A 25,875-nucleotide genomic window follows, 5' to 3' on the forward strand; every position below is an offset into this window, starting at 1 on the left:
CCCGCCGCAGTTTCCTCAAGATTGTCGGCATCGGCGGTCTGGCCTTGGGCGCTTTTCCTCATCTTGCCTTGGCGCAAGAGGCCAACGGCGACGCCGCAGTACCACTCAAGCCTAATCAGCAACCTTCGGCATTCGTACAGATCGCGCCCAACGGCGAAGTCACCGTGACGATCAACCGGTTGGAATTCGGCCAGGGCGTGCAAACCAGCCTGCCGATGATTCTTGCCGAAGAGCTCGATGCCGACTGGAGTCTGGTGCGAGCCCGCAACGGCAGCGGTGATGCTGCTTATCAGGATCCGATCTTTGGTATACACCTCACTGGCGGCTCCAATTCGATCAAGAACAGCTATACCCAGTACCGCGAACTTGGCGCCCGTGCTCGTGCCATGCTGCTCTCGGCGGCGGCAGCACGCTGGAACGTGGACGTGGCCAGCCTGAGCACCCAAGCCGGCATGGTGCTCGGCCCGGCGGGCCGTAAGGCAAGCTACGGCGAATTGGCCGAGGCCGCTATGGCGCTGCCTGTGCCGGAAAAGGTGACACTCAAGGACCCCAAGGACTTTCGCATCATTGGCCATGCCACCACGCGCATCGATGCCAAGGCCAAGAGCAGCGGCCAGCAGGACTTCGGCATCGATATGCATCTGCCAGGGCAACTCACTGCCGTGGTCGCGCACCCGCCGGTGTTCGGTGCCAGAATCGCTTCGTTGGATGACAGCGCGGCACGCGCCACCCGGGGCGTGAAAGCGGTATTGCGCGTGCCGTTGGACGGCGGCGCCGAAGGTGTCGCGGTAGTCGCCGATAGCTACTGGCAGGCGAAGCTCGCGCGCGATGCCTTGAAGCTGGAGTGGGACCTGGCGTCGGTCGAAAAGGTGGACAGCGAAAAACAATTGCTCCAGTACCGGGAGCTGGCCGGCCAGCCCGGCCCACTGCGCTTCGATGCCGACATGACGCCGCTGGCAACCGCGCCGCATCAACTGGAAGCTGAGTTCGTATTCCCCTACCTCGCCCACGCCCCCATGGAGCCGTTGAACTGTACTGTCCAGCTCGGCGAAGAACGCGCCGAACTGTGGGTCGGCACGCAGTTTCCCGGCGGCGACAGTGCGGCGGCCGCCAAGGTACTGAATCTCAAGCCCGAGCAAATCCAGCTGAACGTGCAGACGGCCGGCGGTGGTTTTGGCCGGCGCGGCGTGCCCACCAGCGACTTTGTCGTGCTGGCTTGCGAAGTGGCCAAAGCCGCCCGCGCTGAGGGGCTTGACGCGCCTGTGCGCACGCTCTGGAGCCGGGAAGACGACATCAAGGGCGGCTACTATCGCCCCATGCACCTGCATCGCGCGCGCATCGGTTTTGACGACGCTGGCAAGGTACTGGCCTGGGATCACGCCCTGGTCGGGCAATCCATTCTTACCGGCACCGTGTTTGGTGGCCAAGTGAAGAACGGCATCGACCCCACCGCCACGGAAGGTATGCGTGATCCTTATCCGCTGCCGATGCGCCTGACGGTCCATCACCCGAAAGTCAACGTCCCCATCCTCTGGTGGCGCAGCGTAGGCTCCACCCATACGGCTTTTGTGATGGAAACCTTGATCGATGAGATCGCCCGTACAACCAAGCAGGATCCGGTGGCCTATCGGATGAAGCTGTTCGCCGATCAAAGCCCGCGCCATCGCGCAGCGCTGCAATTGGCGGTGGACAAGAGCGAATATGGTAAACGCCCGCTACCGGCTGGCCATGCCTGGGGCGTGGCGGTGCACGAGTCGTTCAGTTCGGTGGTGGCTTACGTCGTTGAGGCGTCGGTGCAGAGTGGCCGTCCGGTGCTGCACCAAGTGACTGCGGGTGTGCACTGCAACCTGGTGGTCAACCCGCGCAGTGTTGAAGCTCAGGTGCAAGGCGCCGCGCTGATGGGATTGTCGATGTGCCTGCCGGGCGGCGCCATCACCTTGAAAGACGGCGTCGTGCAGCAGAGCAACTTTGCTGACTTCAGCGTTCCACGCATTACCGACATGCCGGAGTTTGCCGTGCACATCGTGCCAAGCGCCGAACCACCCACCGGGATGGGCGAGCCCGGCCTGCCGGCGTTGGCTCCGGCTTTTGCCAATGCCATTGCCAGCCTGACGGGCAAGCCGATGCGTGAGTTGCCGTTCAAGATGACGTAACAGTAACCTGAGGCACGTCTGGTCGTTGCTCCGCCAGACGTGCCTCCCTGTTACAAACGAATCCGCTTGATATCCCGTTGTGGTGGCTCGCCAAATAGACGGCTGTACTCGCGGCTGAACTGCGAAGCGCTTTCGTACCCCACCTGCCCCCCTGCACTGCTGGCGTCGACGTTCTGACTCAGCATCAACTGCCGGGCCGCCTGGAGCCGCAGCTGCTTCTGGTATTGCAGCGGGCTCATTCCCGTCACGGCGCGAAAGTGTTGACGAAAGGTAGAAGGGCTCATGTGCGCTTGTGCCGCCAAATCGTCCATGCGCAACGCCTGGCGGAAATTGAGTTTCAACCAGGCGACGGTCTTGGCGATGTGTTGGCTGGGTGAGCCGGCGGTGACCACATGAAGCAACTGCGGGCCGTGGGAACCGCTTAGCAGGCGAGCGATGATCTCCTCGTTGATCAGCGGAGCCACAGCCTGCAACAGTTGGGGCTCTTTCAGCAGATTCACTAAACGTATCAGGGCATCAAGCACCCCGGCATCCAGGGGTTGCACGGTAATCGGACGAAACGCATCGTCTCTCATGCGCTGCGACAAGTGCATACGTTCGGCCACATGCATCACCGTGGCGCTTTCAAATCTCAGCATCATGCCTAGAAATGGCTTGGCGACGCTGGCCTGGGAGATATGTGAAATGACCGGTAGATCTACGCTGGTCACCATGGACTGGCCAGGCGCATAGGTCAGGATTTCGCCCCCTATCATGGCTTGCTTGCGGCCTTGCAAGGTGACGCCAATGCCCAAACCATAGATACAGTGCATGGGGGCAGTGACCGTTTTGCGTCGATGCAGGCTCAAGCCAGGAATGTCGGTAACCTGATCGCCCTCGCTGGGTAGAATCTGGCTGACTGCACCGGCCAGGCGGTTGATATCGCCAGCGAGCTGGTCGTGTTCAGTATTGGGTTGCACCTTCGACTCCTTAAACCATCAGCCCCATCGCTGCCCACGGGGTAACCGCGAATGACGTTCGCCGTTACCGCACATTGTCGTAGGTCAGCATGGCCGCAGTATGGTGGGCCGGCGGTTCGAGTCGCTTGCCTGATCGGCGCAATTTCTTGCACGATTCAACGAGCTGTCAGTGACGCTAGTCGCGTACAGCTAGATATAACAAGATGTTTCAGAAACTCAGCATGCCCAAAGTGATGGGTTCAGCGTTGAGCCTAGAGACTGTGGAAGATGTAGTCGGTTGAGGGGTGATCATCCAACGCTATCCCTATTTGATGCAGTTGGTGGCGTAACGCCGGGGCATCGACCCTCACCTTCCAATCTGGACGAGTCGGTGCGGTGCCCCCTGCATCGTAGCGGTTGATAGCCTCGATCAACTGCGCTCGGTCAGGCAGATACACGGCCATCGCATTACCCTTCCACGCCGCAACGTTCAGCCCCATGGCCTCGCACAGCGCGATTTTGGTTTGTGCATCGTCCCTGTCGGCCTGACGCGAGCGTTCGATCTGATCAGCAAGGATCGGATCAACGACCCGGTCGGTGAACAGGATCTGGCCCTGCTCCCAGACTTCAGGGGGGCAAATCTTGTTTTCCGGACTCAGCGCGATGAAAGGATTGATTTCCATCGGGTAGATTCGACAGACCAGCGGCCGCTCCTCATAAATACCGCAACGACCGTCGTCGCCGAGATTGCGGCATTGCGCCAGCGCGTTGCCCGCCAACACCGCAACGACTCGGATCCTGGCATCGCCGCTGGTCACTTCCACGGCTCGCTGGGCACTGTGAGTGAATTGATGAGGTTGCGAAGCCCACGTCGACTCATCAAACGCCTCCAGTATCACCGCCACCTCATGCCCACGTTGTAGCCACTGCCTTGTTTCGGCCAGGGTCAGCGGAATGAGACGACCTTTGCAGCAGATCCCGCAGCCGTTGCAGGCAAACCGGATAGCGTTGTTTTTCATATCAAGCACTCACACGCATATTTTCGACCAGACAGGCCTGCCACGCGCAGACATCCGTGGCAGGGCCTCAGGCCGTGAAAGTATGTGGAGTGAAGAACAGATCCGCTTGCCGGATCCGCCGGAATATTTGCCCGATTCAAGGTGATTTACAGTAGCCACACTGAGCCATATTCCAATGCTCCAGACAGCCTCTGCATCGGATACTGCAAACCTTCACTTAGCAGCTAAACAAATTTATAGGGAATGAAATTCTCTTTTGAAAGTATCGCAGTAAACTCAAAGGTGTCAAAAAAGCAAAAATTTATAATGTACTTTTCTGGATCATTAGTGTCAGGATCAACGACGGTAACCACATCATAAAAAAATACTTCTTTATGCTCTCCTTTGGCTGACTGCCGATTCAACATCTTACGAAAATGCTCGCTGATCTTTTTTTCTGCGTCAGATGCATCGTCTCTAAGGAAGGTGTGTGGCAGTAAAATGACCTTGCCCAACCACGTCCACTTTGCCTCATGGTAAAACAGCCCTTTTGCAACACACTCGAAGAAGCTATCAAATCTTTGTCGATCATAAACAAAGGAGGCCGTTTGTTGTTCTTCACCGCTTGCATCCACAATGGTTTCATCTTTCAAATCGACACTTAACAAGCCCAACAAACCGGTGCCCATTCCTGCCTGCGCCATATCTGAAAAGCTCTTCATCCCGGCGACAGGATCACCCGTATGCTTTTCGATGATATCTAAAATTTTTTTGGCCTGTTGCTTGTCCTCAATACAATCACCCAAACGGGTACCTGCATGCCCCAATGCCCTCTCGTGAACATCTCTCAGAGGGGCGAGATGCGGCTTATCGTCGAGCTTGGCAGAAGAGAGTAAAATCGCGCGAATATACTCATCATCCTTGGACTTTTTTTGGTTATGCAGATCGCAGGATGGAACAGTGATCAACCCGCCTCGTTTACCCTTGAAAAAGAAGCTTTGCGGAGGCACATGCTCCCACCCCGTAAAATCCCCCTCGCAGTGATAGCAGTGCAACTGACCGGCTTGGTTTTTGCTCATTCCGTTTGCCTCCTTGTCAACTTCTAACGCCAAAAGCTCCAGGGACAGCTATCCATGTCTGTTGGCAAAGCATGGATCCTACAACGGCTAGATGGCTATACGCCATCGCCCTGCTTCACGTTGCGCCGAGCCAGTGTCCGACGCCAGCGGAGCGTATCGTGCCCAAAGCTGCATGGAGGACAGAACGTCGTATCAGGGCTCGCGCTGATTGGGCACTGTAAATGGATTTAGGTTGGACAACGCCGGCGCGAAGCAAGCCAGTCAAACCGCCTCACCTTTACGATGAAACGCCTGCCCCAACACCGCCAAGCGTTCGGCCAACGGTGGCAGGCATTGGCTGCTCCGAGTCAGAATGCCAATGTTATCAGCGTTGCGCTCAGCGACGGCCTGGACACTTTGCAAGCGCTCATTGATGCCCTTCGAGGCCTCGGACTGTTCCTGGGTGGTGCTGGCGATCAGGCCGTTGAAGTGGTTGATCGCCGCGATGTCCTCTACCACTGCATGCAGCAGTTGCGAGGCGAGTTGGCTGGCCGATACGCAGCGTTGTACCCCTTCCTGGCTGTCTTGCATGGCGAGGGCTGCCTGACGGCTGCCCTGTTGCAGCTTGGCGATGATCTGCTGGATTTCCGTGGTGGACGTCGAGGTCTTTTGCGACAGGGTCCGGACTTCGTCCGCCACTACCGCAAAACCGCGTCCCTGCTCCCCGGCCCGGGCGGCCTCGATGGCGGCGTTGAGGGCCAGCAGGTTGGTTTGTTCGGCGATGCTGTTAATGACGTCCAGCACCTGGCCGATCTGTTGCGCCTGCTCGGCCAGGCCTTGCACGGTTTCGTTGGTCAGGTTGAGGCGACCGGCCAACTCGACAATCTCCTCGCGGCTCTGGTCAACGGTGCTGCGCCCGCGGCTGACCTGTTCACTGGCTTGGCCGGCCCGTTGTACCGTCTGGCCGACATGCCCGGCAATGCTGTCCATGGCCTGGACCAGATGGCCAATCGCGCCGCTCATCTGTGCCACTTCATTGAGCTGATGCCTGGCGCCGTGCTCCAGTGTCTGGCCGACTTGAGAAAGGTCCTGGCCCAAGTCCGAAAGGTTGCGGGTATCGCGCACCACACCGTCTACCAGGTTGGTGATCTGCTGCAGGAAATGATCGAAACGCTCGGACGAAGAGACTTTGTCCCCCCGGTTGCGTTGGGTCTGGGTGTCACTGCTCAACTGCATGGCGGCGGCCAGCACTTTGTCGAGCACATCCTGGTTTTCCGTGGCATCGGCCAGGCTCTGGTTCGCCAGGTAAATCAGGATCACGCTTTCCACCACCACGTAGAAGGCGTGGATGAAAATCATGGTCCAGCCGCCATGGTTGGCCATGACGAACACCGGATAACCCTGGTGCTGAAGCCAGTGAAAACCGACGTGGTGAATAGCGATAGTGGCGGCGGCCACGATGATCGGCAGCCAGTCACGGTAGAACGTCAGCACCGCCAACAGTACGAAAATCCCGAAGTGGAACTCGATCACGCCATGGGTCTGGTTGATGTGCAAGGCGGCCATGACCATCAGCGCCACGGCGATGACACAGCGCATGGCCCGGGTGCCGCCCAGGCCGCGATAAAGCACGGTGGTCAGCAGACAGGTCGTCGCCCCTATCAGCAGCGCCTGGCTGAAGGTGGAGTGCAGGAAGGCCAGGCACAGGGAGTAGACAAAAGTGAGCCAGAGTAGCCCCAGCATGATGCGATCAGCTTTACGGTAGTGATCGTTAAAGCGCACGGGCGATGTCATGGGGGCTGTCCTTTTCGGGGGGCTTGGAGGGTCCGTTACCAATGCTGGCTTCAAGCCTTATCGGCGTGTCGGAATCGAACTGTAGCCGATTCCTCCTGGTTAGTGGCACTACGCCACCTTCCTTTTTTCACTGATCTTTGCTTTATGATGTTCGCCATCTCATTCCCAGACCTGATGGAACCCCCATGACTTTCGATTTCGACACGGTATTGGAGCGCCACGGTACCGGTAGCACCAAGTGGAGTCGCTACCCCGCTGACGTGTTGCCCATGTGGGTGGCTGATATGGACTTCCCTGCTCCGCCGGTGGTTATCGACGCACTGCACAAACGCCTCGAACACCCCATGCTCGGCTACAGCGTGGCCCAGGACTCGCTGCGCGCCGCCATCGTTGCGGACCTCTGGAACAAGTACGCCTGGCGCGTCGAGCCTCAGCAGATCGTCTTCCTGCCGGGTGTCGAACCAGGCTTCAACATGGCGCTGCACGCCTTGGTGGAGCCTGCGCAGAACGTTGTGGTACAGGTGCCCAATTACCCGCCGCTGCGCAATGCCCCTGCTCACTGGCAACTGAACAAGGTTGAACTGCCGTTCAACCCGCTCAACGGCGAATTCCACACGCCCCTGGCCGCGCTGCGTGACGCGTTGCAGGGGGGCGGTGCGTTGTTGCTGAGCAACCCTCACAACCCGCTGGGCAAGGTGTTTGCCCGGGAAGAACTCAAGGCCGTGGCAGATATCTGCCTGGAACAGAATGCCTGGATCATCTCTGACGAAATCCATGCCGAGCTGTGCTTCGACGGTCGTGTGCACATCCCCACCGCCACCCTCAGCCCGGAGATTGCCGAGCGCACCATCACCCTGATGTCGGCCAGCAAGGCCTACAACATTGCCGGGCTGAAAACTTCATTCGCCATCATCCAGAACGCCAAGGTCCGCGAGCGGGTTAACAGTGCCCGGGCCGGCATGGTCGACAGCGTCAACGCCCTGGGCCTTGAAGCGACCCGCGCGGCCTACAGCGAAGCTGGCCCGTGGCTGGAAGAATTGAAGGCTTACCTGCAAGCCAACCGCGACTATCTGGTCGACGCCGTAAAGACCCGCCTGCCGGGCATCACCATGACCGTGCCCCAGGGCACTTACCTGGCCTGGCTGGATTGCTCGGGATTGGGGCTGGACGACCCGCAGGGCTTTTTCCTGAAGCAAGCCAAGGTAGGCCTGAGTGCCGGACTGGATTTCGGTGACGATGCCGGGCAGTTCGTGCGCTTGAACTTCGGCTGCCCACGGGCGCTGCTGGAGGAAGGGATTGCGCGGATGGAGCGAAGCTTGAAGGCTAGGGGCTGATTTCTCCAGGTGACCGGAGCTCATCTGTGGCGAGGGGATTTATCCCCGCTGGGCTGCTCAGCAGCCCCAATGAAAAGCCATGAGATGAGCCTGACACACCGAGTGATCTGTTTTAGGGCTGCTGCGCAGCTGCTGCGCAGCCCGGCGGGGATAAATCCCCTCGCCACAAATAGGTCCACTCCAGAAATAGAGTGCTCAGTTACTCATCCATATCCGGCGCATAAACAAAGCACAACTTGTTCCCCTCCGGATCGCGGCAATAGGCCCCGAAATACCCTTCTGAATACTGGGGCCGCGGGCCTGGCGGGCCTTCGTCGGTGCCGCCCAGGGCGATGGCCTGCGCCCAGGCGGCCTGTACGGTGTGCGGCGAATCGGCGGCGAAACTCACTTGCATGCCATTGCCCCAGGTCGCGGGCAAACCATTGAACGGTAATTGCACGAATACCTGGGGCCAACGCTTGCCGGGTTGATGCCAGCCTTCTCCCGGCGGGCCCGAGTCGTTTTCGCTGGGCAGGCGCACCAACCCCAGGCAGCCCAGCACAGCATCATAAAACGCGACCATTGCTGGCAGGTCCCGCGCGCCAATCTGTATGTGACTGAACATCTGTCCGGCTCCTTATCTGCATTCGTCCAACATTAGCCGATGTTGATTCGCGATTGGCAAAAGGGCTCGGACCTCGCTCATCGCTCGGCCCGAAATCCGAGCGAACTCTGCCTGAAGGCCCACAGTCCACCCTCCATCGACTACACATCCAGCATGGAGAATGTCATGACTGACTACCCTACCCCGCCGTTCCCAAAACAAAGCCAACCGGTGCCCGGCACTCAACGCAAGATGGACCCGTATCCAGACTGCGGAGAACAGAGCTACACCGGTTCCGGACGCCTGGAAAGCAAGATCGCCTTGATCACCGGCGCCGACAGCGGCATCGGTCGTGCCGTGGCGATTGCCTTCGCCCGTGAGGGCGCCGACGTGGCCATTTCCTACCTGGACGAGCATGAAGACGCCAGGGAGACTGCCCGCTGGGTAGAACAGGCCGGCCGCCAATGCCTGTTGCTGCCCGGTGATCTGGCGGACAAGGCCCAATGCCGCAAGATCGTCGACGATACCGTCGCCCGTTTCGGGCATATCGACATTCTGGTCAACAACGCCGCGTTCCAGATGACCCACGAAAACCTGGAAGACATCCCCGACGAAGAGTGGGTGCGCACGTTTGATATCAACATCACCTCGATGTTCAGGATCTGCCAGGCCGCCGTCCCGCATATGAAGGCGGGTGGCTCGATCATCAACACCAGTTCGGTCAACTCCGACATGCCCAAGCCGACTCTGCTGGCCTACGCCACCACCAAAGGCGCCATCGCCAACTTCACCGGCGGGCTGGCGCAGATGCTCGGCCCCAAGGGCATCCGGGTGAACAGCGTGGCGCCAGGGCCGATCTGGACACCGCTGATTGTCGCCACCATGCCTGAGGAAGAAGTACAGAACTTCGGCTCCCAGACGCCCCTTGGCCGTCCTGGCCAGCCGGTGGAAGTGGCGCCGATCTATGTACTGCTGGCTTCGGATGAGGCGAGCTACATTTCCGGTTCCCGGTATGGGATTACGGGCGGCAAGCCGATCCTGTGAGTCAAGCAATGGTGGGCAGCTGTTGTGGCGAGGGGATGTAGCCCTCGCCATGAATCATGTGAAGGGCCTCACGGCTCCTTGGCAATCACCGAAATCTTGCCGTTACGTTCGATAATCGCGAACTTGATCTGTTCCAGTGTCTCGATTCCCTGGCTCGACCGTGCCGCTTCCATGATGTCTTCTTCTATCAAGCGGGCATGGCGCAGGCGCGCCTTCAGTATTCGCCCATCCTCCACAATAATGGTCGGGCCGCCGTCAATCAGTTGCGAGACCCATTGGGAGCGTTGCTTGAGCAGCGACAAGCCCACATCGATGGCAATCAGCGTCACGATCACCATCAACGAATTGGTCAACGAGAAATCATCCCCCAGCAACGCCTGCTGGGTGGCCTCGCCGATGATCATCAGCAGGACAAAATCAAACGTGGTGATTTCCGCCAGGGAGCGTCGCCCGGCGATCTTGAACAGTACCAGCAACGCCACATAGATCGCGGCAGCCCGCAGCACAGAGTCCATACGTCACCTAGGGAAAAATGAATTGATTGAACCTGACCGTGGCGCCATCGGGCGTGTCGATACGGCTGTGATAGAGCCCCAGCCCATCGCCCAGCAGTGACAGATAAAGGCTGGCCTCTCCCTTGGCATCCGCCTGGACCCACAGCTTCAGGCCCCGCTCCGCACTCGCCGAGCGCACGGGCTGGGGCTGGAGGGTTTGCACCTCGAAACCCTCCAGCCACTGGCCGACCAGTTCCACCTCCAGCACGGCATTGGGCTGCCCCATCAGATGGATGACCATGGGGTTGGTAGAACCGTTGCGGTGGAACATTTCGTACTCGACGCCGAGTCGGCCATCTGCGCTGTGTACATTTCGGGTGCTCAACGGGCCACGAGAGAACAATCCAAGCAACGTCAGGATCACCAGCAATACCAACACGTACCAACCCACCCGCTCGAAACGCCAGACCTTGAGCTGGTAGGCCATGTCTTCGCGGACCGGGAACTGGCGGCTGCGCAATTCCTCGGGATCAGTGGGGTGGGTCATGGTGATCCCCTATCTGCGCTCACCCGCCAGCGCGCGTTGATGAAAGTGCCGCAACTGCACGAGCGCATGTTCGGCGGCCCACCTTTGGACCTGGTTGCGAGTCCCGAAAAACCTTTCCAGGCGACTGAACAGCGCTCGCTCGCCGGCCATATCGAACGCCCAGGCAAAACAGACGGTGCCGGCCGGAATGCCGTCCATGTCATCCGGCCCGAGAATGCCGGTGGTGGCCACGGCGACGTTGGCATTGGCGTCGCGCAGGGCACCGAGGGCCATTTCCTCGGCCACCTCACGGCTGGTGAGATTGAAGGTGTCGATGGTGCATGGGTTGACCCCCAGCGATCGTTGTTTAGCCTCCGGGGAATACACCACGTAACCGCTTTCAATCAGCGAACCACTGCCGGGTACTTCGGCCAGCAAGGTGACGATCTTGCCGGCGGTACAGGACTCGGCCGTCGTCAGGCGCAGCTCGTGTTCACGCAAGTAATCAACCAGGGAGCAAGCAATGGTCATGGCATACAGTCCTTCAGGGATGCTGATGGATTGACCCCGGCCGTATGGATTCATTCCCTCTGATCACGCCCCTCCTCGGGCACTCCAAATAAATGAACCCCCGACCGATCCTGTATCTCAAATCCGTATGGGCCTCACCAGAGGCTGTACTGATCAGGAGGTCGTCATGTCCGCCCCTTTCGTCAAACTGTTCACCCACCCCGAGTTTGCCTGGAAAGACATCCGCGAACAGGAACAAGCTCATCCGCGCCACTATCTGGCTCACCTGTTGTTGCTCGCCCTGATTCCCGTGGTGTGCCTGTTCATTGGGACCACCTGGACCGGCTGGAGCCTGGCTGAAAACGAAACGGTACGGCTCAGCACTGCCAGCGCACTTCAACTGAGTGTGCTGCTGTACCTGACCATCGTGGCCGGCGTGATGCTCATGGGGCTGTTCATCCGCTGGATGTCGCGCACCTTCGATGCCCGCCCTACGGTCAACCAGTGCATTGGTTTTGCCGCCTACACCGCCACGCCCTACTTCCTGGCCGGGATTTTCGGGCTCTACCCCAACCGCTGGCTGGCGGTGATCGCGCTGGCAATGGCGTCGGCCTACTCGACCTTTTTGCTGTTTGTGGGCCTGCCCAAGTTCATGAATCTCAAGAAGGAACAAGGTCTGTTGTACTCGGCCAGCGTATGGGGCGTAGGACTCTTGGTGCTGGTGACCATTCTGGTGGAAATGATTCTGCTATGGTTCAACGTCCTGCAGCCGGAATATCTGCGCGTTCCGATAAGTGGATGAGTCCGGGAGGCATCGAACCAAGCTATTTATCGGTCTTTTTCATACCAATGCGTCGACGCATGTCGGCGGTGATGCTTTGGCGGGTCTTCTTCAGGCCCGCCCAAGGCTCGTGACCCACTTGCGCCAAACGCTCATGGACGTTGTGCACGGTCCACAGGTTTGCGCCTTTGAGTTCGGCCACTTCCTCGCGAAAGATCGGCACCGACACCGGCAACCCTTCACGGGTACGGGCGGCATAGGCGCAGATGGTGGTGGCGCCCAGGCCGTTACGCAGGTAGTCGATGAAGATCCGCCCTACCCGGTTCTTTGGCCCGGAGACCGCCGAGAATCGATCCGGCAACAGCTTGGCCATGTGGCTGACAATCGCATGGCTGAAGCCCTTGACCTCGTCCCAACCCAACTTGCGGGTCAAGGGCACGACAATGTGGATGCCTTTGCCGCCGCTGGTCTTGAGAAACGCCTTGAGCCCTAGTTCATCGAGTACCGACAAGGTCAGATGCGTCGCTTCCACCATGCTTTTCCAAGGCAGGGCCGGATCCGGGTCAAGATCGAGAACAAAGCGATCAGGCTTGTCCAGGTTCACCGACGTGGCATTCCAGGTGTGTAACTCCACCGTGCTCATTTGTACCGCGCCGATCAACGCTTCGGGATTGTTGATGATCATTACCGGCTGCCCGGTCAATGATTTGTCCAGGGTAGTGATACCAGGAATCGCCAGGCGCTCGGCGTTTTTCTGGAAAAACAACTCACCGGCAATGCCATCCGGCGCCCTGACCAGTGCCACCGGGCGGTCGGCCAGTTCCGGCAGGATGAACTCGGCGACGCTGGCGTAGTACTCGGCCAGTCGCAGCTTGGTCGTGCCGCTGCTGGGATCAATGACTCGCTCAGGGTGGGTGATGCGCACCTTGCCGTCCATGGCTGGCGCCTGAGTGGTTTTGGCTTTGGTTTTGGTTTTTTCCGCAGTCTTTTTCACGGGTTTGGCCAGCTCCTGGGTGATCGCCTCGGCTGGTTTATCGTTGCGCAAACCATGAAACACGGCATGGCGCACCGAGCCTTCCTTGGTCATCTCGGCAAACGCCACTTCAGCCAGCAGCGTCGGTTCCAGCCAATGCACTCCTTTGGCCTCGTATCCGGTGGGTGGGTTGACCACCGCGGCTTTTTTTCTTTCCAGGGGCAACAATTGCTGGTGAATGCTTGTGAGGGTTTGCTCGTTGAACCCTGTGCCGACCTTGCCGGCATAGCGCAGTTGCCCGCTGTCGGCATCGTGCAGCCCCAGCAACAAGGCGCCGAAGCCGGTGCGAGCGCCCTTGGGCTCGCTGAAACCGACTACGACGAACTCCTGGCGATTCTTGCACTTGAGCTTGATCCAGTCGTTGCTGCGCCGGGAAACGTAGGCACTGCCCATGCGTTTGCCGATCAGTCCTTCCATCTGCATTTGGCATGCACTGTTGAGCAAGGCTTCAGGGGTTTCTTCGAAGGCATCGGAGAAGCGCAACAGCGGATTCTTGTTGCTCGCAAGCACGGCCGCCAACGCGGCCCGCCGCTCTTGCACGGGCACTTCGCGCAGGTCCATGCCATTGAGGTAAGGCAGATCGAACAAGTAGTAGGCAATCTTGTTGCTGCTGCCGGCGTCGAAAGCGTTCTGCAGGGCCTGGAAGTCCGGTACGCCGTGCTCGTTGGCCACCACCATCTCACCGTCCAGCCAGGCGGACTCCAGCCCTAATCCGGCCAGCGCTTCGGCCTGCTTGGGCAGCTTGTGGGTCCAGTCATGGCCATTGCGGGTGATCAGCCTGACATCGTCGTTTTCAATGCGGGCCATGACGCGGTAACCGTCGAACTTGATTTCATAGAGCCATTCGCCTTCAGGCGCGCGCTCTACCAACGTGGCCAATTCCGGTTTGAGCGTCTTGGGAATCGCCCCGGCCACCGCGCCGCTGAGGGTCGTGGTCGAGGTTTTTCTGGACGGTTTGGGCGTGGTGGCTTTTTTCGGTTGCTGCACTGCCTTGACCTGGGCGGCAGCCTTGCCACGGCGCTTGGGTACAAGGGTGCGCTCGCTGAGCACGCTGTCCGGCTCGGCCTGGACCACGTCGTACTCGCTTTCGGGACGTGCCGCTGCGTCCTGGTGCTTGATCAGGAACCACTGCTCCTGCTTGCCGGGCATGTGGGTGCGTACCAGGTTCCACAGGCCACTGAGTTTTTCCCCTTGCAGCTCGAACTTGAGCCGGCCTTTTTCATAGGCCTCATGGGCATCGCCCTGGGGAATCCACACGCCTCGATCCCAGACAATGACGTCGCCAGCGCCATAATGGCCTTCGGGAATGCTGCCTTCGAAGGTCGCGTAATCCAGCGGATGGTCTTCGACATGCACCGCCAGGCGCTTGACCTTGGGGTCCAGGGACGGCCCCTTGGGCACCGCCCAACTCTTGAGCGCACCGTCCAGCTCCAGCCGGAAGTCATAATGCAGCCGTGAAGCGTCGTGCTTCTGAATGCAGAACTGCAAGGCATGGGCGGTTTTCGCCGATTTGCGTGAACGCTTGGCCGCCGGCTCCGGGGTGGCGGCGAAGTCACGCATCCGGTTGTAATCCTCCAGGGTCTTGCTGCTCATGGACCACCTGCCACTTGCAACAGTGACGGGTCGGCCACGGGCATCCCAGCGGTTTCCGCCAACAACTGATCAACCACCCTGCTCAAGGCGTGCTCGGTGGAGTCGCCCAGCAGCAGCCCTTGTTCGTAGAGCACGATTTGCCGATCGGAACTGGTGCCTTCCTGGACGATACGACGTGCCTGCTTGAACACATCCTCAACGCCCAGTGCGGCGGCCGTTTCGCCAAAAGTCTGCTCCGCCAGCGTGATCCACTCCCCGATCATCATCGGCTGCTCCTGCCCCTCCAGGATGAACTCGGCCAGGATTCCATGACGCTTGGCCCGCCAGCGATTTTCCTTGAGGATCCAGTGGGAGGTCAGGCTGAAGTGCGCGCCGGGCTTGGGTAGTGCAATGGCATGGGCCACCATCAACCGAAACAGCGAGACCAGGCACAGGACATCTTCAACACGCGGACAGGCATCGCAGATTCGCAGCTCCAGCGTGGGATAACGCGACGAAGGCCGCATCACCCACCAGCAATCGCTGGGCTGGCGAATGGATCCGGTGCGCATGAGCATGTCCACGTAGCCGGCAAACGCCGACTCATCCTCGAAGAACTCCGGCACGCCCATGCGCGGCCATTCATCGCACGCGACCTGACGGTAGCTGCTGAACCCGCTGTAGGCGCCGTTCCAGAACGGCGACGAAGCACTCAGCGCCAGGAACATCGGCAGCCAGGGCAGCACCTCGTTCATGACCCGGACACGGTCCTTATGGGCCGGCACCTCCACGTGCACATGCAGGCCCGAAAGCACGCTCCGGCGGGCCACCCGCTGGTAATCGTCGAACAGCTGCTGAAAGTGCAGTTCGTCGGTGGGCTGCAGACCCTGGGTCGCCATGGGATGCGAGCCGGCGCTGAGCAGGCCCAGGCCATGGGCGGCCAGGCGCTGGGTCAGGCCTGTGCGGACCTGGGCCAGGTAATCGGCCGCCTCGGGCAAGTTGCGGAAAATAGGCGACGCCATCTCGATCTGACACTGGAACATTTCATGGGCGAAATGCTTGCCCAGTAGCGCCTGGCACGCCGTGACAACCTCTGCTGAGGGTTGATCCGGCATACAACGGGTTTGCAGATCGGTGATGAAATACTCCTCTTCAATGCCGAACTTCAGTCGCCTGTTCATCGATAGTCCCTCCGATACCCGCGCCGATGCGGGTTACAACCAACGCCACCACGGCGATCCTTTCTACGTCCTGGTAACCCGGGGTGAGCAGTTCTTCACCAAACACGTCCGGGTCCAATTCCTTGTAAGTCCAGCCGAAGTCCGGCGAGTCGCGCCAAGGCTCAAGCGCCTCGAGAAACGGATCACGCCCATCGACCATCGCCACGCCGGTGTAGAGCACCAGCGAGCCACCGGGCGTAAGCCGTGGTAGGGCCTGTTCGACAATGCGCAGCGACAGCCCGGCGCCCAGTGCGCCACCGCCATGGCGGTAGGCCCGTTCGCTGGGGTCGGCCATGTACGGCGGATTGGCGACGATCAGGTCGAAGTCGCCCTCCACATCCTGGAGTACATCGCTGCGGGCGATCTCGACGTTGGACACCTCGGCCAGCGCCGCGTTGACCGCGCTCAGGCGCAGAGCCATCGGATTGATATCCACGGCCAGCACCTGTGCCTCGCGCCGGGCGCGGGCAATGACCAGCGCCCCGACACCGGCGCCACAGCCGATGTCCACGGCCCGATGTATTGCCGTGAAGTTCTGCTGCAGATAAGTATGGATCAGTTGGGCGAAACGATAGCTGTCGGGGCCGAAAAACACCGCGTCGTTGGCTTGGGTGGGAAATTGCGAATGAGCGAACAGCAGGCCGTCCAGGCTCGACCAGCGCACGCGGCTATGCAACAGGCCGTCGCGCGCTTGCAGCACCTCGGCTTCCTGCAACTGGCGCTGCTCATCGGCGCTGATCAGCCCCGGGGCAAACGGGCGCGACCAGCCGAACACATCCCTCAGGGTCCTGGAGCGTTCATTGCCAGGTCGTTGGTTGACGCGTTCGTGGGTCAGGGGTGTCGGGGTAATGAAGCGATAGCCGTCGGCTTGCAGGCGTCGGCCCAATTGCAATAGCGCCAGGTCAGTTTCGGATAGGCGTTCTTCCTGATTCATGCGGGCTCCTAGCGCAGCGCGGATTTGAGTTCGATGAAGCGACGAGTCGCCAGCAGTCCGGCCGGATGGCTGTGGCAGCGCGCCGAGAGCCACGGCATCAGGGTCTGCATCTGCGCATCGGGCGTCTGGCCTCGCAGGGTCTGTTGCAGGCTCTGTACATCGGGGTCCTCGATCGGCATCTGCGGCTCGCACGCTGCACCGTGGGCGCGGCGCGGAGTTTTTTTAGTGCCCTCCTGCGTCCAGTCACCGGCGATCCAGTCGTGCAGCAACTGTTTTTCATAGGGGCTGAACACCCCGAACATGGCCGCGCCCGCCCCTTCGATCAGCGTCCAGAACCGGCTGTTCTGCGGATCTTCATGACGTTTGATCCAGCCTTTGTTTTGCATCGCCGTCAGGAAGCCCTCCAGCTGTCCCGGTGCTGCCAGCCATTGATTGACGGTCTTGCCTTCGAACTTGCAGTAATCGGAATGCATGTGTTGGCCGAACGGACGTTTGCGTTCGAGCATGTCCAGCACTTCGCGATACAGGTCGAATGACTCGATGATGGTCCGGCTGCCTTGGCCCAGATCATTGAGGCGATAACCCAGGGTGACCCGGTGCCAGAACGCTTCGCGATCCGCCTCCATCGGCATCAGTTGCAGCAGCGCCTGGATGGCCTTGTGGGCATGACCGGTGCTCGCGTTGTCGATCGTCACGTGGAGGGTGAAGTAGTAAGGGTCGATGTCCAGCTCAGTCAGCTCATAAGCGCTGATCAACAGGTGCAGGGGCAGTTGTTCGTAACCCAGGTTGTAGCCGATCACTTCAGGCAGGTATTCATCGCCGCCATAGCCCAGGGCCAATTGCACAGCACCTTGCAGGTAGCGCTCGTCTTCAATGTCTGGCGCGTCCGACAGGTCGTGTTCGGCGAGCAGCTTGCGGTATATCACCACATGGTTTTGCGAGGGATTGCCGTCACCCAACTCTTCCAGATAAGTGCTCAGCAGCCCTTCGAAACGGTGGTCGTGCCAATGCTTGAGCACGCCATACAACCACGCGCCGTCCACCAGTTTGGTGGGCGCCACCGCCTGCAGGAAATACAAGGCGTGGGCCTTGCAAGTGAAAAACTCTCGTGGACCGGCGTTTTTGCGCCGCTCCAGATACTCGGCGTACTGGCGGGCTACACCGGCACTGTGTTGCTCGACCCAGTCTTGCAGAGCCGTGGGCGTGTCGGGCAGTTCCAGGGGCAGTGCCGCGGCCTGCCCCACGCATTGCTGAAGGAAGGCCTGGGCGACGGCTTGCTTGTCAGCATCGTCAGGGCCATGGAGCAGCCGTTCATAGCATTGGCGCACGCTCCCGGCATCCATGAATGAATGCACGGTGGCAGGCCGGGATTGGAGGGGTGTCAGCGCAGTCATAAGGGCCTCTTGGGTTCTCGGCAGGACGCTGAATCAACACGTCTCTACTTTGGCAGAGCGCCGGGAATGACGAAAAATTCCCTTCAGATGAAAGTCCTCCGGATAAACGGAGCCGTATCGCTTTGACGGAACCGGCGCTTGGCTCAGACCCTCGAATGAACGACAGGAGCCGGATACTGGCTTGACGGTGTCTGTTTCACTCGGGGCTGTGCCTGCGAGCTATCCAAGGAGCAGCAATGATTTTCACAGTATGGGTAGCGGTGCTCGGCGCCGTATTGCTGACCTTGGCTCTGACGTCCTCCTACCTGCGCTGGATGCCGGTAACCACCTCGGCGATATGCCTGGGTTTGGGCGTTGCCATCGGGCCGGCGGGCCTGGAGTTGTTGAGGCTGGACATTGCCGATTCCTCGGCCTGGATGGAGCACCTCACCGAAGTCGCGGTGGTGTTTTCGCTGTTCGTCAGCGGCCTCAAGTTACGCTTGCCCCTCAAGAACCGAAGCTGGCGTGTGGCCTACACACTGGCCGGTCCGGTGATGATCCTGACCATCGCGGGCCTGACCCTGACCTTGCATTACCTGTTTGGTCTCGGTTGGGGCGTGTCGTTGTTGATCGGCGCAATCCTCGCGCCAACCGATCCGGTGCTCGCAGCGTTGGTGCAGGTCAACGATGCCCGGGATGATGACCAGGTACGGTTTGGCCTGTCGGGGGAAGCCGGCTTGAACGACGGCACGGCCTTCCCCTTTGTGATTCTGGGCTTGTTGTTGCTGCGCGAGGACGACCTTGGCTTTCTCGGTGACTGGATGCTGCAGGATGTGCTGTGGGCAGTGCCGGTCGGTTTGCTCACCGGTTACTGGATGGGCCGCGGTATCGGCTGGTTGACCCTGTCGATGCGCATCAAGAACGCCGACAGCACCCTCTCGCCCAACGATTACCTGGCCCTGGCGCTGATTGCCCTGGCCTACGTCGTGGCCGAAGCCCTCCAGGGTTATGGCTTTCTTTCGGTGTTCGCCGCTGGCCTGGGCCTGCGCCAAGCCGAGGTGCAATCGACGGATGAACACTCACTCCCGGCAGAACACCTGGTGCAACCGGTGGTGGGGCACGAAGCGGTCACCCCCCGGGACGCGGTCCGGGGTGACGCCGAGACTATGGAAGAGGGTCAGGTGGCCGCGGGGGTCATGATGAGTGACATGCTCGCCTTCGGCAGTCTGGTGGAGCGTTCCATGGAAGTGTTTCTGGTGACGCTGTTGGGGGTGGCGCTTGCCACTCATTGGGACTGGCGGGCCTTGGTCATCGGTGGTCTGCTGTTTGCCGTGATTCGCCCGTTGAGCTTGCTGGTGATGCCTTGGGGACGGCTGCTGGACACGCCACAACGGTTGCTGATTGGCTGGTTCGGCATACGTGGCATCGGCAGTCTGTTTTATCTGTTCTATGCGGTGAACCATGATTTACAGCCAGAGATGGTCCAGTTGTGCATCAATATCACGCTGTCGGTGGTGGCCCTGAGCATTTTGGTCCATGGCTTGAGTACCCAACCCATACTGGCCTGGTATGAGCGCCACAAAAAATCGAGCTAAGGCTTCAGCCCCCTGGATCACTCACCTGGATATAAACCGAGTATGCCCCCAGCAAGACCCAGAACGCGGCAAAGATCCATGGCGTACGCACCGAAAACAGCAACGACTTGCGATAGCCCTTGTGAGTCGATTCCTGTTTGCTGAACAGCGGGGATTCGTCGTAGGCCAGTCCCATCAACGGCTCTGCGCGCAGCAACTCGCTTTGCTTGAAATGCCAATGGTCGATGATCTCGTAAGCCGCGCGAATTCCTGGCCAGGCGTTGAGCGAGCTCAGGAAGCCCAGCAGAGCCAGGAACGGCGGGACGATCAATGTGAACAACTTGCCCCACTCCGGGTTCAGGTTGGCCATGCATGAGGCAAAGGCGATCACCAGGAAGGATTGGGCGGCCAGGTACGCATCGGTTCGATTGGCCAGGATGCTGGTTTCGTACTGGATCTCCCGGCGATAAAAATCCAGGCGTTCCTTGGGCGAGCCGAACAGCTTGGCATTGTGTTCCGTCAGTTCTTCATCCGGGGTATGGCTGGTGAGTATTCTGGGCATTGCGCAGGCTGCGCCTCGGGTGTGGGTTTGGGACTTGTTAGAAGAAATGAGGGACAGGCAAGTTCCGGCCACCGGACCAGAGGTGCGACTCGGGCTCAACGAAACGCTCAGTGATCGTCACGGTCTCTAGATCACCGAAAGCTTGAGGAGGGCTCTGTGGATTATCTTGGATGGGTGCAATGGCCGGCGATGGTGGTGACGGTGCTGGCCGCCTGGCTGATCGGCTCACGTCAGCCCCGACGGCGGGTGGCCGGGTTCAGTTGTTTTATCGCGAGCAATATTCTATGGGTCATCTGGGGGCTGCATTCAGACGCCTATGCGTTGATCGTGCTGCAGTTCTGCCTGTGTGCGATGAACTTGCGAGGGTTCAGGAAAAATACTGAATGAACCTGTGGCAGCGCCATGCCTGGAGTTACTTCATCGCCTGCCCAATGACCTGCACCAGGTCAATCTGCTTGAACGGCTTGGTCAGGCGCGGCAGTTGCGTGGCGAACCCTTCCAGGCGTTCGGCGTAGCCGGTGGCCAGGATGATGGGCAAGGTCGGATGACGATCACGCAACAGTTTCGCCAATTGCGCACCATCCATCTGCGGCATGGCCATGTCGGTGATCACCAGGTCGATGTCCGGATTGAGCTCATACATCTGTAGCGCCTGAGCCGCCGATGGGGCGCAAAGCACGCGGTGGCCCAGGTCTTCGATCAGCAGCCGGGTGCTGGTCAGTACCAGGCTGTCATCGTCCACGACCAACACCCGTAGCTCGTTCACCGACGGTGTTGTCGTGGCCTGGGCCGGCACTTTGTCTGGCGCGGAGTTGTCGGCTATCGGCAACCACAGCTCAGCGGTAGTGCCCTCGCCTTTGCGGCTCTTGAGTATCAGGCGGCCACCCAATTGCTCGGCCAAGCCATGCACCATGGACAGGCCCAGGCCAGTGCCCTTGCCTACCCCTTTGGTGGTGAAAAACGGGTCCACGGCCGAAGCCAGCGTCGCCTCGTCCATGCCCTCGCCCTCGTCGGTGATGGACAGGCAAATGTATCGCCCTGGTGCCATCGGCGCGTCCTTGCCGGCCTCGGTGTCGGAGCGTTCCTGGGCCGAGATCAGGATCCGCCCCCCCTGCGGCATGGCATCCCGAGCGTTGGTCGCCAGGTTCAGGATGGCCAGTTCCAGTTGGTTGACATCGGCCAACACCGGCGAAAGCGCCTGGGCAAAGTCGGTCTGAATGTGTATCGAAGGGCCGATGGAGCTTTGCAACAAACCACTGATGCCCTGCACCAGTGCCGACAGCTCGACCGATTCGGAGGACAGTTTCTGTCTGCGGGCGAACGCGAGCATCCGTTGCGTCAGCGAGACACCGCGCAGCGCGCCCTGGGTGGCGTTATCCAGCAGTTGGATGAGTTTCGGATCGCTGGGCATGCGCTTGCGCACAATTTCCAGGTTGCCGAGGATCACCGTCAGCAGGTTATTGAAGTCATGGGCGATGCCTCCGGTGAGCTGGCCGATGGCTTGCAGTTTCTGTGACTGGAACAGCGCCTCGCGAGCCTGTTCCAAGGCTTGCTGCGCACGGGTGGCATCGGTGATGTCGCGGGTGATCTTGGCAAAACCCAGTAGCGTCCCCGTGTCGTTGCGGATCGCGTCAATGACCACATGAGCCATGAACCGGGTGCCATCCTTGCGTAACCGCCAGCCCCTTTTTTCAAAGCGCCCTTCACTGGCGGCGATGCTCAAGGCCCGTTGAGGCTCACCGGCGTCACGGTCCTCAGGGGTATAGAACATCGAAAAATGCCGGCCGATGGCTTCCGCCGGAAGATAGCCCTTGATCCGTTGCGCGCCCAGGTTCCAGTTGGTCACCTGGCCGTCTGGATCGAGCATGTAGATGGCGTAATCGGTGACGCTTTGCACCAACAGGCGAAACTGCTGTTCGCTTTGCTTGAGGGTTTCCTCGGCCATCTTGCGATCGGTCAGGTCCCGGGTGATCTTGGCAAAGCCAAGCAAGTCGCCGCTCTGGCTATCGATGATCGGATCAATGACGACATGGGACCAGAACAACGTTCCGTCCTTGCGCACCCGCCAGCCCTCGCCTTCGAAACGCCCCTCGCGCAGGGCCGTGTCCAGCGCCCGTTGCGGAAGACCGTCGGCGCGATCCTGGTCAGTGTAGAAGCGTGAGAAGTGCTGGCCTAGGATCTCGGATTCTTCATAGCCTTTGAAACGCCTGGCACCGGAGTTCCAACTGGTGATGATGCCGGAGGGGTCGGTCATGTAGATGGCGTAGTCGACCACGGCGTCGATGAGCAGGCGAAAACGCTGTTCCTGATTGATGAGTGCGGTCTTGGGGGCGTCTTCGAGCATTTTTTTGGCCAAGGCATCCAGAAGGATTTTTTGCGAAGTATGGAGCAAGTGCGGCATCGGAAATAGTGATTAAATCCGTGGGAATCAGCAGCTTGGTCGCGATATGAGATTCACCACAGATCCTGTGTGGGAGCAAGCTCACTCCCACAGCAGTTGTGCTGCTCTTGACTAACTGACCACCAACGCGGCAACAAGTGCTGCACCCTCGCCTCAGCAAATCGATCGTCGATCAACATCACCATCCCACGATCCTGCTGTGTACGAATGACACGCCCCGCAGCCTGCACCACTTTTTGCAGGCCGGGATACAGGTAAGTGTAGTCGTAGCCATCGCCGAAAATAGCCGCCATGCGCAGCTTCATCTGCTCGTTGACCGGGTTGAACTGCGCCAGCCCCAGGGTCGCGATGAACGCCCCGATCAGGCGCGAACCCGGTAAATCGATGCCCTCCCCGAATGCACCGCCCAACACCGCAAACCCAATCCCCTGGCTGTGTTCCATGAATCGTTCAAGGAACGCCTGCCGGGGTGCTTCGCCCATGCCGCGTGATTGCGACCAGGTGGCAATCTGCGGATGGCGCTCGGCAAACAGTCCGGCCACTTGCTGCAAGTAGTCAAAACTGCTGAAGAAGGCCAGGTAATTGCCCGGGCGCTCGCTAAACTGGCGGGCCATCAACGCGACGATAGGTTCCAGGGACGCCTGGCGGTGGGCAAAGCGGGTGGAGATCCGGCTGACAACCTGTACATCAAGCTGTTGCGCCTGGAATGGCGACTCCACGTCGATCCAGACCGTGTCCGTCGGGGTGCCCAACAGGTCAGCATAATAATGCCGCGGACTCAGGGTGGCGGAAAACAGCACGCTGCTGCGGGCCGCCGTCAGCCTGGGTCGCAGGAAGGCGGCCGGCACTACATTGCGCAGGCACAGGGTCGATGCGCTTCGCTGGCGGCCGTATTCACGCTTGTGTATGTCGAACAAAAAGTGCTCGTCAAAGGACTCCGCCACCCGGGCAAACTGCAAGGCATCGAAGTAGAACGCCTGTAAAGCGCTGTCCAGGCCCTGGGGATGGTCATTGAGGTAATCGCTGATAGCCGTGGTGCACAGCGACAGGGCCTGGAGCAGTTTCTCCGGTGGTTTTTCATACGCCTGATAGACCGCAACCTGGGGCTCATGCAACGCGTTCCACTGGCGATTGACCCGCTGCAAGGCCTTCTTCAACGTCTCGGGCGCGGTTTTGCGCACTGCCGCCAAAGCGGACTGATCGAGGGTCGCGCTGTACATCTGCCGCCCTCGCTCCACCAGATTGTGGGCTTCGTCCACCAGGGTCGCGACGGTCCAGCCATTGGCCTGGGCCAGACCAAAGAGCAAGGCGCTGAAGTCAAAGTAATAGTTGTAGTCAGCGACCACCACGTCTGCCCAGCGGGCCATTTCCTGGCTCAGGTAGTACGGGCAGATATCATGGGCCAGAGCAATATCGCGCAACGCCGCCTGATCGAGCAGCGTGATCTGGCTCGCCGCCGCACGGGCGTGCGGCAGCCGATCGTAGAACCCGCGGGCCAACGGGCAGGCTTCGCCATGGCAGGCCTTGTCCGGGTGCTCGCAGGCTTTGTCCCGAGCGATCATCTCCAGCACCCGCAACGGCATCGAGGGCGCGCTTTGGGTAATCACTCGGGCCGCATCCAGCGCCAGTTTGCGCCCTGGGGTCTTGGCCGTGAGGAAGAACACCTTGTCCAGTCGCTGTGGCGCCAGTGCCTTGAGCATCGGAAACAAGGTGCCAACGGTTTTGCCAATGCCGGTGGGCGCCTGGGCCATCAGGCAGCGGCCGGTGCTGATGGCCTTGAACACCGACTCAGCCAGGTGGCGTTGCCCGGTCCTGAAGCCGGCGTGAGGAAATGCCAGCGTCTGAGCGCCGAGGTTGCGCGCCTGTCGGTGAGCCATCTCCTGTTCGGCCCAGGCGAGGAACAGCGCGCACTGTTGTTCAAAGAAAACCTCAAGCTGCGCCGCTTCAAAGCTTTGCGTGAGGCAGGTTTCCTTTTCGCTGACGATGTCGAAGTAGACCAGCGCCACGTCGATCCGCGGCAGTTGCAACTTCTGGCACATCAACCAGCCGTAGATTTTCGCCTGGGCCCAATGCAACTGGCGATGATTGGCCGGTTGCTTGTCCAGGTCGCCCCGGTAGGTCTTCACTTCTTCGATGCGGTTGCAGGCCGGGTCGTAGCCATCCGCCCGGCCTTTGATCTTCAGCGTCTGGTAGCGGCCCTCCAGGCTCACTTCGGCCTGGTAACCCTCGCTACGCCGCGAGGCCACGGTGCGATGGCCGACGATCCCTTCCATGGCCGTGGGTGACGGCGTGAAGCGCAGGTCCAGGTCGCCGGTCTTGGCGGTGAACTCGCACAGTGCCCGAACGGCGATGCTGTAGCCAGGTTCCTGGGTCATGCGCCCTGCTCCACCCACTGCACATAGCAGACGGCAACGGGCATCTGGTGTTCGTGACAGAACTCCAGCCAGCGCAGTTGATTGTCTTGCAGGCGGTCGCCGGGGCCTTTGACTTCGATCATGCGGTAGGTCTTGTGCTGCGGCCAGAACTGGATCAGGTCCGGCATGCCGGCGCGGTTGGCCTTGATATCCAGCAGCAGGCGGCTGAACCAGTGCTTGAGGTGTTCGGCAGGCAGGCAGTCGAGGGCCTGATGGAGCAACTCTTCGGACAGCGCGCCCCAGAACACGAAAGGCGACTGCACGCCCCATTTTTCGGTGTAACGACGGACGATGGTGTCCCGGTAGCGGCCATCGTCGAGCTGCGCGAAACAGGCCGCGAACAGCTCGGCACGTCGGTGGTGAAAGTCTTCGTTGAGCAGGTCCACCGGCCCGCGCTGGAACGGGTGGAAAAACGCCCCCGGCAACGGCGCAAAAATCACCGGCCAGCACAGCAGGCCAAATAGCGAATTGATCAGGCTGTTCTCCACGTAGTGCACCGGCGCGGTTTCATCGTGCAGATGGGCCTGCACGTGATACTCCACCGACAAGGCCGGATCGACACGAGGCAGGTGCAGGTCC

The 25,875-nt window shown here is 60.1% G+C and carries 22 protein-coding genes; 6 read left to right on the plus strand and 16 right to left on the minus strand.

Going from position 1 to position 25,875, the window contains the following annotated elements:
- On the plus strand, positions 1-2,153 hold a 2,153-nt coding region (locus GSM73_RS12475), incomplete at its 5' end, for a xanthine dehydrogenase family protein molybdopterin-binding subunit (RefSeq protein WP_256676887.1).
- 50 nt (positions 2,154-2,203) lie between these two features.
- Here the strand turns inward: GSM73_RS12475 and GSM73_RS12480 are convergent.
- From GSM73_RS12480 to GSM73_RS12495, 4 genes are all read right to left on the minus strand, one after another.
- Positions 2,204-3,112: an AraC family transcriptional regulator gene (locus GSM73_RS12480; protein ID WP_160892726.1), complete on the minus strand. Its 909-nt coding sequence runs from the start codon at positions 3,110-3,112 to the stop codon at positions 2,204-2,206.
- A gap of 251 nt (positions 3,113-3,363) precedes the next feature.
- The gene (locus tag GSM73_RS12485; protein ID WP_160892728.1) at positions 3,364-4,110 is read right to left on the minus strand and encodes a YkgJ family cysteine cluster protein; all 747 of its coding nucleotides are present in this window, start codon (positions 4,108-4,110) and stop codon (positions 3,364-3,366) included.
- Positions 4,111-4,334: 224 nt separating this feature from the next.
- On the minus strand, positions 4,335-5,168 hold the full coding sequence (locus GSM73_RS12490; RefSeq protein ID WP_160892730.1) for a hypothetical protein: 834 nt from the start codon (positions 5,166-5,168) through the stop codon (positions 4,335-4,337).
- 261 nt (positions 5,169-5,429) lie between these two features.
- The gene (locus tag GSM73_RS12495) at positions 5,430-6,941 is read right to left on the minus strand and encodes a methyl-accepting chemotaxis protein (protein ID WP_160892732.1); all 1,512 of its coding nucleotides are present in this window, start codon (positions 6,939-6,941) and stop codon (positions 5,430-5,432) included.
- A gap of 185 nt (positions 6,942-7,126) precedes the next feature.
- Here GSM73_RS12495 and GSM73_RS12500 point away from each other — a divergent pair, with 185 nt between their 5' ends.
- Positions 7,127-8,275, plus strand: a complete 1,149-nt coding sequence (locus tag GSM73_RS12500; RefSeq protein WP_047226462.1) for a MalY/PatB family protein — start codon at positions 7,127-7,129, stop codon at positions 8,273-8,275.
- Between the two features lie 199 nt (positions 8,276-8,474).
- Here GSM73_RS12500 and GSM73_RS12505 read toward each other — a convergent pair whose 3' ends face one another.
- Positions 8,475-8,879, minus strand: a complete 405-nt coding sequence (locus GSM73_RS12505) for a VOC family protein (protein WP_139050310.1) — start codon at positions 8,877-8,879, stop codon at positions 8,475-8,477.
- 165 nt (positions 8,880-9,044) lie between these two features.
- Between GSM73_RS12505 and GSM73_RS12510 the strand changes: the two genes are divergently transcribed.
- On the plus strand, positions 9,045-9,902 hold the full coding sequence (locus GSM73_RS12510) for an SDR family oxidoreductase (RefSeq protein ID WP_160892734.1): 858 nt from the start codon (positions 9,045-9,047) through the stop codon (positions 9,900-9,902).
- A 68-nt stretch (positions 9,903-9,970) separates the two neighbouring features.
- On the opposite strand, the gene GSM73_RS12515 is transcribed toward GSM73_RS12510, so the two are convergent.
- Genes GSM73_RS12515 through GSM73_RS12525 form a run of 3 tightly spaced genes read right to left on the minus strand, consistent with a single transcriptional unit; the run spans position 9,971 to position 11,453 of the window.
- Positions 9,971-10,417: a DUF421 domain-containing protein gene (locus tag GSM73_RS12515; RefSeq protein ID WP_047226459.1), complete on the minus strand. Its 447-nt coding sequence runs from the start codon at positions 10,415-10,417 to the stop codon at positions 9,971-9,973.
- Between the two features lie 7 nt (positions 10,418-10,424).
- On the minus strand, positions 10,425-10,943 hold the full coding sequence (locus GSM73_RS12520) for a hypothetical protein (protein WP_047226458.1): 519 nt from the start codon (positions 10,941-10,943) through the stop codon (positions 10,425-10,427).
- A gap of 9 nt (positions 10,944-10,952) precedes the next feature.
- On the minus strand, positions 10,953-11,453 hold the full coding sequence (locus GSM73_RS12525) for a CinA family protein (protein WP_160892736.1): 501 nt from the start codon (positions 11,451-11,453) through the stop codon (positions 10,953-10,955).
- A 166-nt stretch (positions 11,454-11,619) separates the two neighbouring features.
- Between GSM73_RS12525 and GSM73_RS12530 the strand changes: the two genes are divergently transcribed.
- Complete coding sequence (locus tag GSM73_RS12530; RefSeq protein ID WP_160892738.1) at positions 11,620-12,234, plus strand: Yip1 family protein; 615 nt, start codon at positions 11,620-11,622, stop codon at positions 12,232-12,234.
- A gap of 22 nt (positions 12,235-12,256) precedes the next feature.
- On the opposite strand, the gene ligD is transcribed toward GSM73_RS12530, so the two are convergent.
- From ligD to GSM73_RS12550, 4 genes are read right to left on the minus strand one after another with little or no spacing between them, the layout of a single operon-like run.
- On the minus strand, positions 12,257-14,839 hold the full coding sequence (ligD, locus tag GSM73_RS12535; RefSeq protein ID WP_160892740.1) for a DNA ligase D: 2,583 nt from the start codon (positions 14,837-14,839) through the stop codon (positions 12,257-12,259).
- On the minus strand, positions 14,836-15,999 hold the full coding sequence (locus GSM73_RS12540) for a carboxylate-amine ligase (protein WP_047226455.1): 1,164 nt from the start codon (positions 15,997-15,999) through the stop codon (positions 14,836-14,838). Before GSM73_RS12540 ends, ligD begins: the two co-directional genes overlap by 4 nt.
- Positions 15,971-16,972, minus strand: a complete 1,002-nt coding sequence (locus GSM73_RS12545) for a class I SAM-dependent methyltransferase (protein ID WP_047226454.1) — start codon at positions 16,970-16,972, stop codon at positions 15,971-15,973. The genes GSM73_RS12540 and GSM73_RS12545 overlap by 29 nt, the downstream gene beginning before the upstream one ends.
- Before the next feature lie 8 nt (positions 16,973-16,980).
- Complete coding sequence (locus GSM73_RS12550) at positions 16,981-18,366, minus strand: iron-containing redox enzyme family protein (RefSeq protein ID WP_160892742.1); 1,386 nt, start codon at positions 18,364-18,366, stop codon at positions 16,981-16,983.
- A gap of 236 nt (positions 18,367-18,602) precedes the next feature.
- On the opposite strand from GSM73_RS12550, the gene GSM73_RS12555 reads away from it, so the two are divergent.
- Complete coding sequence (locus GSM73_RS12555) at positions 18,603-19,940, plus strand: sodium:proton antiporter (protein WP_160892744.1); 1,338 nt, start codon at positions 18,603-18,605, stop codon at positions 19,938-19,940.
- Between the two features lie 4 nt (positions 19,941-19,944).
- Here the strand turns inward: GSM73_RS12555 and GSM73_RS12560 are convergent, their stop codons facing one another.
- Positions 19,945-20,481 carry a hypothetical protein gene (locus GSM73_RS12560; protein ID WP_047226451.1) on the minus strand — a complete coding sequence of 179 codons (537 nt, stop codon included), beginning with the start codon at positions 20,479-20,481 and terminating at the stop codon, positions 19,945-19,947.
- A 156-nt stretch (positions 20,482-20,637) separates the two neighbouring features.
- Here GSM73_RS12560 and GSM73_RS12565 point away from each other — a divergent pair, with 156 nt between their 5' ends.
- The gene (locus GSM73_RS12565; protein ID WP_047226450.1) at positions 20,638-20,868 is read left to right on the plus strand and encodes a hypothetical protein; all 231 of its coding nucleotides are present in this window, start codon (positions 20,638-20,640) and stop codon (positions 20,866-20,868) included.
- Between the two features lie 25 nt (positions 20,869-20,893).
- Here GSM73_RS12565 and GSM73_RS12570 read toward each other — a convergent pair whose 3' ends face one another.
- The 3 genes from GSM73_RS12570 to GSM73_RS27270 all read right to left on the minus strand — a co-directional run.
- Positions 20,894-22,825: a PAS domain-containing sensor histidine kinase gene (locus GSM73_RS12570; protein ID WP_047226631.1), complete on the minus strand. Its 1,932-nt coding sequence runs from the start codon at positions 22,823-22,825 to the stop codon at positions 20,894-20,896.
- Between the two features lie 110 nt (positions 22,826-22,935).
- Positions 22,936-25,257, minus strand: a complete 2,322-nt coding sequence (locus tag GSM73_RS12575; protein WP_076384657.1) for an ATP-dependent DNA helicase — start codon at positions 25,255-25,257, stop codon at positions 22,936-22,938.
- The coding region (locus tag GSM73_RS27270; protein WP_256676888.1) for a VRR-NUC domain-containing protein at positions 25,254-25,875 on the minus strand (622 nt) is incomplete at its 5' end. The genes GSM73_RS27270 and GSM73_RS12575, both read right to left, overlap by 4 nt.

Source organism: Pseudomonas sp. PICF6 (assembly GCF_009831705.1).
Lineage (GTDB): Bacteria > Pseudomonadota > Gammaproteobacteria > Pseudomonadales > Pseudomonadaceae > Aquipseudomonas > Aquipseudomonas rhizophila.